At 51.1% G+C, this 17,608-nt stretch carries 13 protein-coding genes; 3 read left to right on the top strand and 10 right to left on the bottom strand.

Annotation, left to right across the window (positions count from 1 at the left end; genetic code table 11):
* The 3 genes from BLR50_RS08125 to BLR50_RS08115 all read left to right on the top strand — a co-directional run.
* Positions 1 to 308: integrase core domain-containing protein (locus BLR50_RS08125; protein WP_143008070.1), on the top strand; the 308-nt coding region annotated here is incomplete at its 5' end.
* A gap of 203 nt (positions 309 to 511) precedes the next feature.
* Positions 512 to 889 (top strand): response regulator, encoded by a 378-nt coding sequence (locus BLR50_RS08120; protein WP_092640401.1) that lies wholly within the window; start codon positions 512 to 514, stop codon positions 887 to 889.
* Positions 890 to 934: 45 nt separating this feature from the next.
* On the top strand, positions 935 to 1,831 hold the full coding sequence (locus BLR50_RS08115) for a cyclic di-GMP-binding domain-containing protein, MshE-related (RefSeq protein ID WP_092640398.1): 897 nt from the start codon (positions 935 to 937) through the stop codon (positions 1,829 to 1,831).
* A gap of 59 nt (positions 1,832 to 1,890) precedes the next feature.
* Here the strand turns inward: BLR50_RS08115 and BLR50_RS08110 are convergent, their stop codons facing one another.
* The 10 genes from BLR50_RS08110 to BLR50_RS08065 all read right to left on the bottom strand — a co-directional run bounded on the left by BLR50_RS08110 (position 1,891) and on the right by BLR50_RS08065 (position 17,410).
* The gene (locus BLR50_RS08110; protein WP_092640395.1) at positions 1,891 to 2,307 is read right to left on the bottom strand and encodes a Mini-ribonuclease 3; all 417 of its coding nucleotides are present in this window, start codon (positions 2,305 to 2,307) and stop codon (positions 1,891 to 1,893) included.
* Between the two features lie 158 nt (positions 2,308 to 2,465).
* Positions 2,466 to 3,731: a GTPase ObgE gene (gene obgE / locus BLR50_RS08105; protein ID WP_092640392.1), complete on the bottom strand. Its 1,266-nt coding sequence runs from the start codon at positions 3,729 to 3,731 to the stop codon at positions 2,466 to 2,468.
* 247 nt (positions 3,732 to 3,978) lie between these two features.
* A complete protein-coding gene (gene rpmA, locus BLR50_RS08100) occupies positions 3,979 to 4,257 on the bottom strand; it encodes a 50S ribosomal protein L27 (protein ID WP_092640389.1) in 279 nt (92 codons plus the stop codon).
* Between the two features lie 28 nt (positions 4,258 to 4,285).
* A complete protein-coding gene (locus BLR50_RS08095) occupies positions 4,286 to 4,603 on the bottom strand; it encodes a ribosomal-processing cysteine protease Prp (RefSeq protein WP_092640387.1) in 318 nt (105 codons plus the stop codon).
* Between the two features lie 32 nt (positions 4,604 to 4,635).
* Entirely contained in the window at positions 4,636 to 4,947 is a 312-nt protein-coding gene (gene rplU, locus BLR50_RS08090) for a 50S ribosomal protein L21 (protein ID WP_092640385.1), read from the bottom strand.
* Between the two features lie 134 nt (positions 4,948 to 5,081).
* Positions 5,082 to 5,939 carry a bifunctional methylenetetrahydrofolate dehydrogenase/methenyltetrahydrofolate cyclohydrolase FolD gene (gene folD / locus BLR50_RS08085; protein WP_092640411.1) on the bottom strand — a complete coding sequence of 286 codons (858 nt, stop codon included), beginning with the start codon at positions 5,937 to 5,939 and terminating at the stop codon, positions 5,082 to 5,084.
* Positions 5,940 to 6,065: 126 nt separating this feature from the next.
* A complete protein-coding gene (gene lgt / locus BLR50_RS08080) occupies positions 6,066 to 7,202 on the bottom strand; it encodes a prolipoprotein diacylglyceryl transferase (RefSeq protein ID WP_092640383.1) in 1,137 nt (378 codons plus the stop codon).
* 77 nt (positions 7,203 to 7,279) lie between these two features.
* Positions 7,280 to 8,557 (bottom strand): EF-P 5-aminopentanol modification-associated protein YfmH, encoded by a 1,278-nt coding sequence (yfmH, locus tag BLR50_RS08075; protein WP_092640381.1) that lies wholly within the window; start codon positions 8,555 to 8,557, stop codon positions 7,280 to 7,282.
* A gap of 146 nt (positions 8,558 to 8,703) precedes the next feature.
* Positions 8,704 to 9,984, bottom strand: a complete 1,281-nt coding sequence (gene yfmF / locus BLR50_RS08070) for an EF-P 5-aminopentanol modification-associated protein YfmF (RefSeq protein ID WP_092640379.1) — start codon at positions 9,982 to 9,984, stop codon at positions 8,704 to 8,706.
* A 148-nt stretch (positions 9,985 to 10,132) separates the two neighbouring features.
* Positions 10,133 to 17,410, bottom strand: coding sequence for a GH36-type glycosyl hydrolase domain-containing protein (locus BLR50_RS08065; protein WP_162840369.1), 7,278 nt, complete (start codon positions 17,408 to 17,410; stop codon positions 10,133 to 10,135).
* Positions 17,411 to 17,608: the final 198 nt, after the last annotated feature.

The following is a 17,608-nucleotide window of genomic DNA, read 5'->3' as shown; positions in this document are numbered from 1 at the left end:
AGACCGATAACGGTTTTGAATTTACCAATCGTTTCTCCAGCAGCAAACGAGATAGTTTTACCTTGTTTGAACAAACGGCACTGAAACTGGGTATCAGACATAAACTTATTCGTCCTTATACACCCCGACACAACGGCAAGGTAGAACGTAGCCACCGTGAAGACCAAAAGCGTTTCTATGACATACACCACTTTTATTCACTCGCCGATTTTGATGTGCAGCTAGCTGCACATCAAAATCGTTCCAATAACATACCGATGCGCCCTCTTCGCTGGCTTTCGCCACTTGAAAAGCTTGCTCTTTCCTAACACTGTCCAAGATGTTTGACAAACCTACATAAATGCGCTCTTTACCTGTTATCTCGCTGTAAAGCCAACATTTTGCCCGCAAGATAAAAACGGATATGCGTGCCAAATAATGTGCATTATTTGTTGAAAAATGAATTAATATAGTGTAGAATATAAAGTAAATTATGGGTGCAGTTATAATGAAATGAGGGTGAACCTAATCTATGGAAATTTCTAAGATGAAAGCGCTGGTTTGCGATGACTCCATACTGGTACGCAAGAAGTTTAAAGAACTGCTCACCAAGATCGGTTTCGGCACCTTGCTTGAGGCCACCGACGGTGAGGAGGCAGTTAGAATATATAAGGCGCAACAGCCTGATATTGTATTTATGGACATTATCATGCCCAAAAAGACCGGCCTCGAAGCATTAAAGGAGATTCGTGCCGCCAACCCCAACGCCAAGGTTGTAATGGCGTCATCGGTTGGAACACAGAGCCATTTAAAAGAGGCTGTGGATTTTGGTGTTTATGATTTTCTTCAAAAGCCCATTGAAGACGCGCAGGTACTCAAAATTGTTAGCAACCTGGCAAACGGCAAATAGGTACCTCCTTATACACATCCTATACCGGAAAGGCTTGATATTATCATGTTTACGCAATTCTTTGGCAGCTACCTGCTGAACAACCATCTGGTAACCTCCGAACAGCTCGCGCAAGCACTTGAGTTGCAAAAGAAGGTGCATGTCAAGCTTGGGGTGCTGGCCATCAACGCGGGATATATGACTGCGGAACAGGTGGATAAGCTGCATAAAATGCAGATGCACACCGATAAGCGAATGGGGGATCTGGCCGTTGAGATGGGCTATATGACCCCGGATCAGGTTAACGAACTGCTGACCTCGCAGAAAACCGGCTACCTGCTGCTTGGGCAGGCACTGGTGGAAAGCGGCTGTATGACAAACGGCCAATTTGCGATAGCGCTTGATTCCTACAAGCGTTCCGCTAAGATTACGGAGGCGGAGTTTGCCGACGAAAAGGCTGCTTCTGTGCGCTCGGTTATCAGCGACTTCTATGGCTTTAGCCTTGCGGGCACAAAAGGCGACTTATACGCCGACTATGTTTCGTTGCTGTTAAAGAATATTATTCGCTTTATCGGCGATGATTTTACCCTTTTGCCCTCTTCCACGGTACAGTTGCACGCCTGCAAACAAGCCGCCATACAGGTGATTAAGGGCTCCGAGCAGATCTTTACCGCAATTGAGGCTTCCAATGATGCGTTTACAGCCTTTGCATCACGTTATGCGCAGGAACGCTTTACTGAAAACGACGAATACGTGAAGGCTTCGGTTGGCGAGTTTTTGAATTTGCACAATGGCCTGTTTGCCGTGAATACCTCTAATTCGCTTGCCGTGGAACTCGACCTTGAGCCGCAAGACTATGAAAGCGATAAGATCCTTAACGGATTTAAAAACCTCTTTATTGTACCGATAGGCTTCCCGTTTGGAACGGTAAACTTCCTGCTTTCCGGGGAGCTGCCTGAATAAAATCTTGAATACATACAGCAAGAGCCGCCTTTCGAAAAACCGAGGGCGGCTCTTTTATTCTATTCCTGCCGGTTCTCTTCACAATACGACTGCCAGATAATCTTAAACAGCTCATTTATACGCTGCTGCTCCCCTTTTAAGTACAGGTAACCAAATAAAGCTTCCAGCCCGGTGGCCATGCGGTAATCGGCGGGGTTGGCGTTCTTAGGCACGGTAGTACTGTTGGCGTTTCGCCCTCTTTTAAGAATGGCTGTTTCTTCCTCGGTGAGTACCCCGGCGATAAGCTCTGTGGCGTGCGCCTGCGCCGAGGCGCGCACTAAACGTACGGCCAGCACATGCAGCGCATGCGCTGGCATGCTTCCCTGCTGAGAAAGGTGCTCACGTACAAGCAGTTCATAGACGGCATCGCCTAAAAAGGCAAGCGCTAAAGGGCTTTTAAGCTTAGGATTACTGGCTTCTTCGATACTTAACTGCATAAATATGAACATTCCTTTCAGGGAATTCGTGCGGTTTCGGCCTCAGCCGAAATTCGTTAACTGAAAATCGTACCAACACATTTCAGTTTATCGAACGAAAAGCACAAAGCCCTAGTTTGAAAGATCTGCCTTTCAAACTTATTCCCCGTTAATTCTGGTTAGTCAACATAGTCAAACTCAAAATCATAGATGCTTACGGTGTCGCCCTCTTTTACGCCCATCTCCACCAGTTTATCGATAATTCCGGACTCGACCAGTACGCGCTGGAAATACTGCAGCGACTCGTAATCCTCCATATTGCAGCTTGAAAGCACCTTGAGCAGCCACGGCGCCTCTACAACGAATACACCGTCCTGGTCGGTAATCTCAAAGCTGCGGTTATCACCAATTGTTTCAAGCGGGGCCTGCTCAGGCTCGTAGCGCTTGATGGGCGGGAGCTCTTTGAGTCTGGCGGCTATGGCATATTTTAAAGCGTCTACCCCCTGCCGCGTTGCAGCCGCAATTGAGAAAAAGGGGTAGCCCTGATCTTCAACATATCTTTTGAACGATTCGATCTGTTCGGGTTCGGCTATATCGCACTTATTGGCAACAACAATCTGCGGACGCTCGGCAAGCTCCTCGCTGAAGTTTTTCAGCTCGTAGTTAATCTTGACAAAATCCTCCTTGGGGTCGCGCCCCTCGGAGCCGGAGACATCCACGATGTGTACAATTAAACGGCAGCGGTCTACATGGCGCAAAAACTCATGCCCCAACCCCACGCCCTCGGAGGCGCCCTCAATAAGCCCCGGGATGTCGGCCATCACATAGGAGTTGCCTTCGTCGATACGCACCACGCCCAGTACGGGGATGAGGGTGGTAAAATGATAGTTTGCAATCTCGGGTTTTGCGTTGCTTACCATAGAAATGAGTGTACTCTTACCCACATTGGGGAAGCCCACAAGCCCCACATCGGCTAACAGCTTTAATTCCAACAGCACATCAAAGCTCTCGCCCGGGATGCCGCCCTTGGCGAACCGCGGAATCTGGCGTGTGGGGGTTGCGAAATGAGCGTTACCCCATCCACCCTTTCCGCCTTTCGCTACAATCACCGGTTCTGTACCGGAGATATCGGCCATAACGCGGCCGGTTTGTGCTTCCCGCAGGATGGTACCCAGCGGCACCCTGATGACAAGGTCTTCGCCGCCTTTGCCGAAGCAACGCCTCGTCATGCCGTTTTGTCCGTTTTGAGCGGTATAGTTCTTCTTATACTTGAAATCAATCAGGGTGGAGAGGTTGGTATCGGCAACGAATACGACATCGCCGCCCTTGCCGCCGTCGCCGCCGTCCGGCCCGCCGGCAGCCACATACTTCTCGCGGTGGAACGAAACCGCACCGTTGCCTCCGTCGCCCGCCTTTATGCTGATTCTAGCCTTGTCTATAAACATTATGTTATCTCCTTATACTTATCACGATTATAAAACCGCTAAAGGATCAAGTGAAAAGCTTGAATTAATGGCTTCTTACAAGAACTCTTTAGAAAGGCTTTAATGAGAGATTAGTATTAATGAATTGAACTATACCGCTATTGTTCCCGAATTACAGTCAAAAAAATCCCGAGCCTGATCGCCCGGGATTCTTAAAGCAGATTACGTTCTAAAAAGGCTTATACCTATTCCTGTTAAGAAATCTGCATTACTGCGCGTAAACGCTAACCTTCTTGCGGTCTTTGCCAAGACGCTCGAACTTTACCTTGCCGTCGGCTTTCGCGAACAGGGTGTCATCGGAGCCGATGCCAACATTCTCACCGGGATGAATGTGTGTGCCGCGCTGACGAACAAGGATGTTGCCCGCAAGCACGAACTGGCCGTCGGCACGCTTTACGCCAAGACGCTTAGATTCGGAGTCACGGCCGTTCTTGGTAGAACCAACGCCCTTTTTATGAGCAAAAAATTGAATACTGATTTTAATCATGGTAACTGCACCTCCATATTAGTAGGAATTACTCTTCCGTTAGCACCTGTATGGCGTCATTATAATCCTCCGCCAAAAGAGAAAGGTGAAGATATAAAGCAGCGATTAAAAGTTCCGCGGCATCGCTTTCGCAGCCGTTGGGCAAAGTAAGCGCGATGTTATCCTCGTTTACCTGAACCTTGGCTTTAATGCCCGCAACCTCGGTGACAGCGTTGGCCGTTAACTGTACGGCGGAGGAAACAGCGGCACACACAATGTCGCTTCCGCTTTCCGCATACCCTGCGTGGCCTGAAACCACGAAGGATTTAAACCTGCCGTTTGCTTTTACAAAGCCTGCACGTATCATCGATTAACGCCCCGCTTTACAGCCTTGCCTTTTTATGCGGTGATTGTTTCAATCTGAACCTTGGTGTAGGGCTGTCTGTGGCCCATCTTGCGCTTTTCGTTCTTCTTGGATTTGTAGGTAAATACCGTAACCTTCTTGGCCTTGCCGTTTTTAACTACCTTAGCGCTTACAACAGCACCGCTTACGGTGGGGTTGCCGAAGGTAACACCATTATCGGTGGCAACGGCGATTACCTTATCGAATTTAACGGTTTCGTCGGGCTGAACGTCAAGCTTTTCAATATATACAACGTCTCCCTGGGAAACCTTGTACTGCTTGCCGCCGGTTTCAATAATTGCGTACATTTAACTGAGGCACCTGCCTTTTCTAAACTCGCTGCCTGTAAGGCGGGGAAAAACCCACTTTATAAGCCCACAGCATGCGGCATTAAACATATTATCACAGTTTGTCAAATAAGTCAACCTATAGATTATAAATCTTAAAGCTTATCAGCGTTCTGCAGCTTTGCCGCCGCTAAGGTATTCTTGAGCAACACCGCCCTTGTCATGGGGCCTACGCCGCCGGGTACTGGGGTAATCCAGCCAGCTACCTCTTTCACCGCTTCGTAATCCACGTCTCCGCAGAGCTTACCGTTTTCGTCCCTGTCCATACCCACATCGATTACCACAGCGCCAGGCTTCACCATATCCGCGGTAACAAACTTTGCGCGGCCGATGGCTACCACCAGAATATCCGCACGGCGGGCAACCTCGGCGAGGTTCTTGGTTTTTGAGTGACAGATGGTGACGGTGGCATTCTTATGCAGCAGCAGCATAGACATCGGCTTGCCCACGATATTGCTTCGGCCGATAACTACACAATCTTTTCCGGCAGGGTCGATGCCTGTCTTAGCCAGCATCTCCATTACCCCGGCGGGAGTACAGGGCAGAAAATCGAAGTCGCCGATCATTATTTTGCCGACGTTAACGGGGTGGAAGGCATCTACATCCTTTTGCGGCAGAATCGCATCGATGACCGCCTTCTCGTCCAGATGCTTAGGAATCGGCAGCTGAACCAGTATGCCGTTTACATCCCTGCGATTGTTGAGGGTGTGTATAAGCTCCATCAGTTCGGCCTGTGTGGTTTCGGCGGGAAGCGCATATTCCTCCGAGATCACGCCCACCTCGGCACAATCCTTCTTCTTATTGTTTACATAGGTGCGAGACGCACTGTCGTCCCCCACGATTACTACCGCCAGCGTTACCGCAATCCCCTTTTCGCGCAGCGCCGAAACCTCCGCGGTTACCTCGGCCTTAACCTGTGCGCTGATTAGCTTGCCGTCAATGATCTGTGCCAAACTCATATGGTGCCCATTCCTCTCATCAATTCATAAATGGGACCATTGCAAAACAAACAGGCTGGGATGTTGATAATGTTCTACTACCAACTCGCCTGCTGTTTTACAATAGCCCCACTGTTATTATCAGTCTTCGCTCTCTTGTGCGGGAGAGTCTTCCCCTAATACTTCTTCGGTTTGTTCAGCCTGAACGACAGCAATCACAGCGGCGTCCTCTGCGGTTTCGTCTTCCTTGGCTTTCTTCTCGGCAGGGTTGACCTCCTCTTCGGATTCTTCAGTCACTGTTTCCTCACCCGCGGGCTGTTCTGCGGCCACATCCTTGCTCTTCTTGGGCTTAGACTTCAGCTGTTCATCCAGGGCAGCCAATGCGAGAGCCGCCTCTTCGGTTGTACCGTAAACCTTCAGGTAGTTTTCATCGTGCTCGGTGGCAATCTTGTAACGCACCACAATCTCAATAATGATAGATGCAAACATGAATACCGCCGCAAGCACCTGCGAAACCCTTACCGAACCGATTACAAGGCTGTCGGTGCGCAGGCCCTCGATAAAGAAGCGACCAAAGCCATACCAGGCCGAGTAGAGCAGGAATACCTCGCCATCAAACCGACGGTGCTTAAAGTAAAGGTGCAGCAGAATAAAGCCAATGAGGCACCAAAGGGATTCGTATAAAAAAGTGGGATGTACCGGGTCGTTTGTTACGACTTGCATACCCTGCTGTGCAAGCTTGTCTGCGTTCTCAACAAGGTACATCATTATCTTATTACTGGTCATACCCCAAGGCAGATTCGTATTGCAGCCAAATGCCTCGACGTTTACAAAGTTGCCCCACCTGCCGATAGACTGGCCAATTAGAAAGCCCATAACGGCAAGGTCCATCATGGGGAGGAACTTAACCTTGCGCCATTTGCACATAAAATAACCAACCACAACCGCGCCGATCAGGCCGCCGTAAATGCCAAGACCGCCGTTCCAGATCTGATAAATCTCGTTTAAATGATCCTTATAGTAGCTCCATTCAAACACCACATAGTAGATTCTTGCGCCAAGGATACCGCCCACAAAGCCGCCCATAATCACATCAATAAAACGGTCGGGGTGGATGCCGCTTTTTCTGGCCTTCTTCAGCGCATAGGAAATGGCAAGCGCAACCCCCAATGCAATCAGGATGCCGTACCAATACACGTTGATCTTGCCGATTGAAAAGGCTACCCGGTTAAGAGGGATTTCGATTCCCAAACCCGGGAATCTAAGTATTTCGGTCATATTCTAATCTCCAATCCGTAGTTTTTTTGCTCTATGTAACAGCCGGAAAGATTGATGTTCTTTACCGGCATTAAGATTTAGGTTTTAGGTTTTACTACTGAAAGCGCCTTGTGCTGAATATTGAAATTGCGATGCGCAGCGGCATCTACATCAGCTTTCGTAATACCTACCAGCATATCGATGATATCATAAGCATTGCGGCCATACAGGTAGGAGGTTACGAGGGCGGAAGCCACCGATTCCACATTATTGTACGCAAACACCAGCCGCCCGTAATAAAACTTCTTGGCACGTTCAAAGGCCTCGGTATCGATTCCGTTTTGCTGTATCTGTTCGAGCGCTTTTACAATCTCGTCGCAAACCTTCTGCGGGTTTTTCGATTCGCCGGAGAACACATTAGCGACACATTCGCGCTCAATCATCCCCTCGTAGCTGAAGCTGTCGTTGATAAGCCCCTGCTCGTAGAGCCTGGAGTATAGCGGCGAGGCCTCGCCCGCTAAAGCCTCCAACAGAATATCGTTTGCAACGCTGAGCTTTAAACGTTCCGCGTCGGTATAGGGCGGCACCTTAAAACCAAACTGAAACAGCGGGATAGAAACCTCAAATTCCTGCTCAACATACTCCTTCGCCACGGTGAGGGGCTCCTCGGGCTGGCGGCGATCGATGATCATCTCCTCCGCTGGCTTTAATACCTTGTCGCATACCTCAAGCACACGTTCGATATCAAAGTTGCCCGAAATGGCAAGCACCATGTTTTTTAGGTTATAGAAGGTGTTGTAGCAGCGGTACAGCAGGTCTTTATCAATCTGTGCAATCGAAGCCGCTGTGCCCGCGATATCGATGCGCAGTGGGTGGTTTACATATAAGGCGCGCAGCAGGTTAAAGAATACGCGCCAGTTCGGGTCGTCGTTATACATCTCGATTTCCTGCCCGATAATACCCTGTTCCTTGGCCACCGATTTTTCGGTAAAGTAAGGGGTGGTTACCATCTTGAGCAGAATCTCAAGCGATTCATAAACATTATCGGAGGTTAAAAACTCGTAGGCGGTGCGATCAAACGAGGTGAAGGCGTTGGCACTGGCGCCCGTTTTTGCATACTTGGCAAAGGCATCACCGTCTTCGTCCTCGAACATCTTGTGTTCCAGAAAATGCGCAATACCCTCGGGCACGGTTACAAAATCGGCATCGTGCTGGGTTTTGAAGCAGGTGTCGATTGAGCCGTAACGGGTGGCAAACAGCGCATAGGTGGAGCTGTAGCCCTGCATGGGGCAGAGTAAAATCGTCAGGCCGCTTTTATGATTGTAACGGGTGTACTGCTCACCTATTACCGTGCTTTTGATAACTTCTTTATTCATTTATCTTCATACCTCTCACACTAGATAGAAAAAGTGCGATGCGGCTTTGCCGCAGGAGGGGCTACGCAAGCCAATCAAATGGCTGTGCCATTTGATTGGCTTTGGACAGCAGTTTTATAATAATCAATAGGGAATGCTTGCATTTCCTATTGATTCTCCCCGGTAAGGAAGTATACGGTGTCGAGCTTTACCCGCTTTGCTGCATTCTGTACATCCTCGATAGCTATACCCTCCAGTTGCGCGAGAACCTCTTCGGGATCGTAGGTTGTGCCCGAGAAGATCTGCCCAAGGTAGTAGGTTTCCACTGACTTAGTGGAATCAAACACCGCTTTATAGCCGTTCTTGATGGCCAGCAGCGCATGGTTAAGCTCATCGGCGGTGATATTACCGCTCTGCATCTCCTGCAGCTGCTTTAGGATTTCATCCTTTGCCTTTTGCATATTGCCCGCCTCGATACCGCAATCCACCATCAGGATACCCTTGTAGCGGTCATACCGCGAGGCGCAGTAGTAGCAGAGGCTTAATTTTTCTCGGACATTCAAAAACAGCTTGGAACTGGGGGTGGAGCCGTAAATGGCCACCATCAACAGCGCCGCAAGGTTTTTATCGTTATCGGAGACATCAGAGCCCGCCCTGAAGCCAAGCACCAGCTTAGACTGTGCGACATCCAGATGCTCGGTAATCTCTTTTACCTGTTTCACCTCACGGATGACCTCGGTGGAAAGACGGTAATCCTCCCCGCGCCGTATCTCCTTAAAGGCATCGATAAATATCTGCTTGGCCGCATCCGGGCTGCCGCAGCCGGTAAAGAACACCTCCACCAGCGCTGTGGAAACAGCATTCTGATAGGTTTTTACAAGGCTTTCCGCCGTAATGGAAGGCACGTCCTCTTTATAGCCGTAGCGCGGGATTGCGAAGCGTTCACCCTCGCACATGTTTTTAGAGCATTGCATCACGGCGTAGCTGCGCTTCTCGTTGATCTCGGACTCGATCTCGTCGATAAGCACCTGCTTTTCTACCTCAAGCTCTTTTTCGTTGAATGCACCGCCCTTGATATTCGGCTTGAGCAGCAGCGAACAGAGCAACTTTGCACACTCGGTAGTGAGCGGCTCGTGATTTAAAGCAAACCGATCGTCGATAGCTGTTACATAGAGGCTTAATCCCTGATTCTCGCCGATTTTCATAACATCGGAATCAAGGTAGGCTCCATAAAGGTCGGAGAGCTTTTTGCTGATGGCCATGAAGTTTTCATACTCCGCACCGCTTTTACGCAGCATAGAGCAGAGTAGTGCATTTGGCGTTGCCGTCTTTTTATCCAGCGGCAGCATCAGGTTTACCGAAATGCGGTTGGTTTTATAACGACTGTCGGTAATACTGCTGAAATATACATTTTGCGCGATCTTTTCGCGGCTTAGTCTGTTTCCCATACCGTGACAATCCTTTCCTGCCAGCTGGCGGTTGAAAGATTTATCTTAATTATATAGCTTGCAACAAGCGTACGCTATATTTTACCACACATCCGAATACAGTTCCATACCTGCCATAAAAATTCACAAACCTTTCAATTTTTTATTCCTAGCCTTTCAGTTTTACCTCGTGGGCCTTGCCGTCAAGCGGTATTACCGCCTCTGCTTTGGCATTATTATTCTCTTTTGCAACCGTTACCTTGATAATGGTCTTTTGAATCTCCAGCCGCAGCGAGAAGCCATCCCAAGCTTCGGGCAGCTTTGGCTTTACCTCGACATGGCTTCCCAGCACCCGTACGCCAAGAAGGTTTTCAAACACCGTGCGGTAATACCAGCCCGCGGCACCGGTATAGATGCTCCAACCGCCCCTGCCGTAGGCGGACGGGTTGGTATAAACATCCGCGGCAATATAATAAGGCTCCAGACGGTAGGCCTCGGCAGTGGCTTCGTTTTTATACTTGTTGGCGGGGTTAATCAGGCAAAGCAGCTCATACCCCTGCTCGGTAAGGCCGAATTTGAGCAGCGCCTGCGCCAGCCATACAGCGGCGTGAGTATACTGCCCGCCATTTTCGCGCAGGCCGCAGGGGTAAGCTTTAACATACCCGGGGGACTGGTTCCCCTTTTGAAAAGAGGGGGTAAACAGCCGCACAATGCCGTTATCGCGGTCGGTTAGCTGCTCGTAGGCGTTAAGCAACGCGGTTCTTACCCGCTCCTTATCGGGCAGGTCTGCAAACACAGCAAAGCTCTGGGGCAGCGAGTCGATACGGCACTCATCGTTTTCGGCACTGCCCATCCTGGAGCCATCATCATAGAACGCACGCAGATACCAGCCGCCGTCGTAGCAATGCTCGTCCACGTTTTTCTTTAACAGTGCAGCCTGTGTGCGGTACTGCTCAGCACGTGCGGTATCCTTTCTTCTGTCGCACACAAAGGCAAACCGCTCCAGCGTAATGGCTAAGAACAACGCCAGCCATACGCTTTCTCCTCTGCCCTCCACCCCTACAAGGTTAAAACCGTCGTTCCAGTCACCACAGCCGATGAGCGGCAGGCCATGCTCGCCTAGGCGAACAGCCCTGTCGATGGCTTTACAGCAGTGTTCGTAGATATCGCCCGCCTCATCGGAAGTCTGCGGTTCAAAATAACGCTCGTGCTCCTTTGTGGTAAGCTCGTCACCCGAAAGGAAACGAACCGGAATCGCTAAGAGACCTTCATCACCCGTTTTATCGAGGTATTCGCATACGGTATAGGGCAGCCATACCAAATCATCGGAATAGCGTGTACGCACACCGCGCTTGCCGCCCTTTTCCTTGGGCAGATTGTGCCACCAGTGCAGCACATCGCCCTCTTTAAACTGTGCGCCCGCCGCCCTGATAATCTGCTGCTTAGCGATTTTAGGCGACAGCAGCAGATACGCGCAGACATCCTGCAGCTGATCGCGGAAGCCCCACGCACCGCCGCACTGATAGTAGCCCGTGCGGCCCATCAGGCGGGCGCGGGAGATCTGATGCGGCAGCCATACGTTAAACAGGTGGTTTAAGGTTTTATCGGGGGTATCAATCCACAACCGGTTTTCCTCAAGGCGGTACTCCTCGGGGCGGGTGCAGCTCTGAACCTCGCAAGCCTCCCTGCTCATACCGAAGGAGAGGATAAACCTTGCCGTGTATTTCCCGCTCGGTGGCAGCTTAAAGGGATGAATGATTGCGGCGCATGGGTCGTCGCTTGGGGCTACCGTACCGGCCTTCAGGCTTCCGGAAAGGATTGCCGCACGGTCGCAGCTGAAATAAACGTCCTGTTTATCACAGCTCAGAGCCATATTACCGCCTACCGCCGTATTATAGGGGTTGTGAAGCAGCAGCCTGCCTTCACACTGCGTGGGGACTATATAACGAGAAGTGCGCCGGTTCACCCCCAGAACAGGCTCGGTGTAGTAAGCAAGTTTGATGGCAACCTCCTCCTTTACGGTATTATGCAGGGAGACATCACAGTACTTGATACTGCCGGTTTTTGATACGGTAACGGTTACAGTGGTTTTAACATTGCCTGCAATCCCCTCGTATACCGCATTCTCTGCCGAAAAGGACGTAAGCGCACCGTTTGCAAGGTCATACAGCCTGCCGTTAATCTCTGCCAGCAGCATCTCGCCGATGTTATCTAGGGCCAGATCATTAAACCATGGAGTGAGCTTGTTTTCGCGGGAGTTGATGGCCCACGAGAAGCCCAGCGCCTTATCCGAAACAAGGGTTCCGAAGGCGGGGTTTGCAAGGATATGGCACCATGGGGCCTTGGGTGTACCGGTGATATAAAAGCGCTCTTTGGTAAAGGCTCCGCCCAACAGACGGTCTTCCCCCACCAATCGAACCCTTGCCTTTTCAACCGGCGCAATGTCTGCGGGATGGTAGGGCTTATACTCCACACCCGTGCGGACAAGCCCCTCCTCCACCACATGGCTGGCCACTGCGTACAGCAGGGTTTTCACCTGCTCACCGTGGCGGGAAAGGTTAACGGCGTGTATGCCAACCCTTGCGCCGATTAAGTCTTCCGCCGTGCAAGCCTTGGCCGTTTCATGCAGTGCATTCCTTACAAGGCCGCCTCCCTCGGGTTCATGGTAGGCTATCACCAGATCAAAAAACACGCCGCACAGCCTAAGCTTCTGCATTAGGCGGATATACCCTTCACAACGCTTAACCTCCTCGGCGTTTTTTGCCTCGAACAAAACAATGGGAAAATCGCCCGAAATGCTTAAACCCCACAGCCCGTTTACCCCGAGTACGTTCTCCTGCGCTGCTTTTATGCTTTCGGCACGTTCTCGCTTAGGATAAAACAGCAGCGGCACCACACTTTGGCCGATGCGGTCTTCCAGCTTGGTGGTGGCAACCGGCGATTTTGCCGCCCGCCCGCTGCTGATTACCCCTCTTCGCTTAGCGGCCATCATGCGGGAGATCGCCCCCTCGGGGGTGTCATCCACCATCAGCATAAACGAAAACTCCTTCTGGGCGTTCGGCGGCAGCTCCACCGATACACGAATGGCACATACCGCGTCTGGGATGCCCTCCCTTCCGGTAAAGGACTTCTCAAACGCCTTGTTGAGCGAGGATATCCCGTAAGGCAGCTCCAGCACATTGGACTTTACGGTTTCGTATTCAAAGACGGTATCATCCAAAAAACCCGCGGCAAGGCTGACGTCGGTTTCGGAGGGGCGTGTACGCCGGGTAAACACCAGTGTATTGGAGGCACGGTCGTAGGAGGCTTGAATAAACATCTTGGTAAACGCAGGGTGGGCCTCAACATCCATCCACTTGGCAAGCGCCGGCTCTAGGTAGAAGATGGCCTTGGCCTTTACCCTGCGTGAGGAGTTGTTTTTGATGACCCCGATATACTGGCAGCCGGGGAAATCGCTGCCCACGCACACCTGCAGCCCGGCTTCAAAAACGCCGCTGGAGCCATAGAATTCTGCCGAAGACGCGGTGAATTTTGCAGTGTTCTTTGAATTGCGGTCATAAAAGGGTGCTGCGGTGGCAGAAAGGATACGGTCCGCCGCCTGTACTGTGAAGTAGATACCGAACGGCGCGCGCAGAAGATCGGTGGTGCGGCGGGTAATATCCACGCTGCCGTAGGTGATATGCTGGGCGCCGCAATCGCTTGCCACCAGTGTAAGCTCGCCGTTAGAGAGTATCTGCAGATGCGGGGTGATTGGGGTAATCTCGCGAAAGACCTCCTCGGTGGGGTTGTCTCGCCCGTGCTTGGGCGGCTCGCCCCTATCGGGGACATCCTCAAATATCAGGCTGCCCACGGCAATCTTTTCCTTTAAAAGCTCCTGCGCTGCCTTCATGGCCTTATCGGCCATAAAACGCCGCTGCATACAGTTATCGTTTAAAACATTGCACACAGAAAGCAGGCTCATGCCCACATGGTGTGCCATATAGCTACGCACAATTCCTTTTTCATAAGCCCCTGTTCGGGAAGAGGTATAGTCGCACGCCTCGTAAAACCCCCACTTGCCGAGCATACCAATCTTCTCAAGCTCTGCGAGATTCTTTAACGCACCGCTTAGGTCGTGCTGCATGGTAAGAAAGGTAGAGTAGGACGAAACGACATACTCGGTATTCAGCCCGCGCATCAGGCCCACCTTCTGTACACCGTGGGCCTTGTAACGGTAGTTGAGCATATTGTCAAATGCGTAAAAGCCGCTCTCCGAAACACCCCACGGCAACGAAAGCTGCCTGGCGCGCAGCTTTTGGCAATAGATTGCGAAGCGCAGTGCCTCGTAAAGCAGCGAACCCTCATACACCGGCAGCAGCAGGTGCGGCATGAAGTATTCAAAGATGCTGCCACCCCAAGAAACCGGCCCCGCGTAGGCACCCTGCCGCGCGAGCGTGCGCTCTAGGGCACCCCAGTGTTTTTTGGGAACCTGCTCCTTCGCGATGGCAAGGTAGCTTGTTAGGCGCGCCTCGCTCATTAAAAGGTCGTAGTGCGAATGGCTGAGCTTTTCTGTTTCACATTCATAACCGACAGAAAACAGCTTCTTGCGTTTGTTGTAGAAGATGGTGAGATCGGCGTTGTCGATAAGAATATTCAGTCGTGCGGTTAGCTTTAAGAGCCTTGCGGTATCGATACAATACTCCTTAAGGCCTTCCTTGAGTGCAATCAGGCAGCACACAAAATTTGCACTGTCTACGGTTGAAACAAAGGCGGGCTGCAAAAGGGCAAGGGTTTTGGTGTCGTACCAGTTATACAGATTACCGTGGAACTTCTCCATGCGCTCTACGGTGGTGATGGTATGCTCAATTCGCGTTAATAGCTCTTCGTTCGTGATGAAGTGCAGGTCTCGTGCGGCAAGCGTACACAGCAGCATAAGGCCGATGTTGGTGGGAGAGGTTCGGTGCGCCACCGCGTAGGTGGGCGCCTCCTGCACGTTATCGGGCGGCAGATAGTTATCGCGTGCCGTGCAGGTTTTGTCGTAATATCGCCACATCATGGCAGCATAGGCTGTGAGGGTATCGGCAGTCTGCATATCGGGCGGTTCTTGTATAACACTGTTTTCGCGCGAGGAGAACACCGCAACAAACGGCGCAAGTAAAAATGTTACCCCGAAAAGCCGAAGGATACTGTAACCGGAAAAAAGCAAAAAAGTGCCGACGGCAATACCCGGCAGCATATCCACAACCTTAAACACCGTTTTGTGCCTGCGCTGGTCAGCCTCGGCGGCGGTTGTCCACTGTAACAGCTTCTCTTTTGAAACTGCCATGCGGTAAAGGGAGCGTATAACGGCATCACCGGCAATAAAGGCGTGTTTGGGTAAAAACACAAAGTGAAAACACGCCTGTGAAAGGCTTTCTGCCGCTGCCGGAAGCGTCTTGGAGTAGTATTCACGCGAGAGCGCAAACCCGCGGCTTACAAAGATGGCGGTGAACATCGCAAGCAAAGGCGGCGCGGTCATAGCTAAAAAGCCCGTAACGGCCATCGTATAGGCATACTGCCGCCAGCCGAAAAATGAAACGATAATACAGGTGAGTGCAAGGATGGGGGTTATAGCACGGCGGATGTTATCAAACAGCTTATAACGCGAAACCCTGCCTAAAACATTGCGCTGCTTTACCCCATACTGCATTATGTGCGGGAAGATAAAACCGAGGTTCTGTACATCGCCGCGTATCCAGCGGTGCAAGCGGCCAAAAAAGCTCGATGCATCCCTTGGAAAGTTTTCGGTCAGTTCAACATCGGAGATATAGGCGGTGCGCATGTATTCGCCTTCAAGAATGTCATGCGAAAGGATTCTGCCATCCTCAAACCGCTTATCCATTACTGTGTGGAAGATCTTTACGTCGATAAGCCCCTTGCCCGAAAAAACGCCCTGACCGAACAGGTCCTGATACAGGTTGCCGCAGGTGGCGCTGTAGGCGGTAATGCCACCGCTGCCCGCCATTACCTTGGAAAAGCCCGTTTTGTAGGCGGAATCAAGGTCGACACAGATGCGCGGAGAGAAGATTCCGTACCCACTGGTAACGATGCCTGTTTCCTCTGAAACCTTCGCACGGTTAAGCGGGTGAAGTGCCGCACCAACAAGCTGCGGTACCGTACCGAGCAATAGCCCCGTATCGGCATCCAGCGCAAGAAGGTACCGTGTTTTTTTAAGTTGCTCCATACTGCCGCAGAACAGTTTAACGGGAATACTCTCCCCGTGAATCAGACGCACAAGCTGGGTAATAGCACCGCGCTTGCGCTCCCACCCGCCGAAGCTCTTACTGGATTTATTATAGCTGCGCTTGCGAACCAGCATGAAGAAGCACCCGCCAAATCGGGCGTTCAGCCGGCCGATTACCGCCTGCGCCGCGCCCAGCATGGCTTTATCCTTGGGGTTGTCTACCGATTTATCTTCTTTAAAATCGGCAAGCAGCATAAAACCTACGTTCTTGCCGCCGTTGGTGATGTAAAGGTTTTCAAGCCGTTCCTCCAGTTTTTTTGCTTCCTCCGGCCGCGGCAGCAAGGTTGAAACCGTAACCAGCGTATACGCGCCCTCAGGCAGATCGCGTTTAAGCTGCATACGCGGCACATAGCTTACCGGTACCCCCCTGAGCGCACAAAGCTCAATAAGAGGGCGCAATATCTCCCACAGTGGCAGGTAGAGCAGCACTGCCGCAATCACGCTTTTTAAATACACCCCAAAGGCCGCAGACAGAATTAACGGCAGCAGCCAGCTTAGTATAAGCACGCACTGCCCCCGATTGTTTGACTGCTTAGGGGTAATGTCCAGTTCAAAAATCGGCTCGCCGATATGCCGTTCCTTATCCCCTTTTCCGCCCTTTGCAAGCAAAAGTACCTTTTCGGCGGCTTCCTTTTCGCTTACCCCCTGCTGGGCGGCAATACGGGTAATCTTGCAGCGGTAGAGGTTTTTGCTTTCGTCGTCCATACCCGCGTACTGCCCCGTTGGGTCTTGTTGAAGGATCTTCTCCACGATACTCTGTTTTTCCAGAAGTTCCTCAAAGCTGACATCGGAAATACCCCGAATGGATAGAATGCCATAAGCAAACTGCTTTTCACTTGTCTCATCCTGTTTCTCGCAGGATTCGGCGCAAAGGCTGATAAATGCGCAGCGCAGCGCAGTGGGCAGAAAGCACAGCTCCGCCACCGAGAGCGGCGCATTCTGCTGCACTCTTGTTAAGAACTGTTCAAGGTTCTCTCCTGTAAGCTCTATCCCCTTACCCACAAAAAGCTCGTCAATCAGCCGGTATACCATCGGCACAGCTGTATCATCCACGCAGGGCAGCTCGCTTTCCTGCCGGAGCACGCGCAAAACAGAACGTCCTTCAGCCTGCAGGGTATAAAAATTATCGTAGAGCCATTGCCATGCGCCCGGACGCGAACGCTCTTTGGAGACACGACGGTACATATCCCAGAGCCGGTCGAGATCTTTTGTCACCATCTTTCTTAATAATACTGGCCGTTTAAGCGTCTGATTGCCGGATACTTGTATGACTTGGCTATTAGAATCCCCAAAAAATTCTGGCTTCACGGCAAACCGCTCCTTATACCAAATTACGTTATATCATCGGCAGCGTTTGATACGCCGAAACAGAATTACTGTTCT

It is taken from the genome of Acetanaerobacterium elongatum, from assembly GCF_900103835.1.
In the GTDB taxonomy this organism is placed as follows: Bacteria; Bacillota; Clostridia; order Oscillospirales; family Ruminococcaceae; genus Acetanaerobacterium; species Acetanaerobacterium elongatum.
Note: the sequence above shows the minus strand (reverse complement) of the source record. Positions and strands in the feature narration are given on the sequence as shown.

What these genes read in the sequence shown, in the direction of transcription:
- yfmF (WP_092640379.1), bottom strand. Translation starts at nt 9,984, where the DNA reads ATGGGAAACAGACTAAGCCGCGAAAAGATCGCGCAAAATGTATATTTC.
- yfmH (WP_092640381.1), bottom strand. Translation starts at nt 8,557, where the DNA reads ATGAATAAAGAAGTTATCAAAAGCACGGTAATAGGTGAGCAGTACACC.
- BLR50_RS08095 (WP_092640387.1), bottom strand. Translation starts at nt 4,603, where the DNA reads ATGATACGTGCAGGCTTTGTAAAAGCAAACGGCAGGTTTAAATCCTTC.
- BLR50_RS08120 (WP_092640401.1), top strand. Translation starts at nt 512, where the DNA reads ATGGAAATTTCTAAGATGAAAGCGCTGGTTTGCGATGACTCCATACTG.
- BLR50_RS08065 (WP_162840369.1), bottom strand. Translation starts at nt 17,410, where the DNA reads ATGTACCGTCGTGTCTCCAAAGAGCGTTCGCGTCCGGGCGCATGGCAA.
- rpmA (WP_092640389.1), bottom strand. Translation starts at nt 4,257, where the DNA reads ATGATTAAAATCAGTATTCAATTTTTTGCTCATAAAAAGGGCGTTGGT.
- obgE (WP_092640392.1), bottom strand. Translation starts at nt 3,731, where the DNA reads ATGTTTATAGACAAGGCTAGAATCAGCATAAAGGCGGGCGACGGAGGC.
- rplU (WP_092640385.1), bottom strand. Translation starts at nt 4,947, where the DNA reads ATGTACGCAATTATTGAAACCGGCGGCAAGCAGTACAAGGTTTCCCAG.
- BLR50_RS08115 (WP_092640398.1), top strand. Translation starts at nt 935, where the DNA reads ATGTTTACGCAATTCTTTGGCAGCTACCTGCTGAACAACCATCTGGTA.
- BLR50_RS08110 (WP_092640395.1), bottom strand. Translation starts at nt 2,307, where the DNA reads ATGCAGTTAAGTATCGAAGAAGCCAGTAATCCTAAGCTTAAAAGCCCT.
- lgt (WP_092640383.1), bottom strand. Translation starts at nt 7,202, where the DNA reads ATGACCGAAATACTTAGATTCCCGGGTTTGGGAATCGAAATCCCTCTT.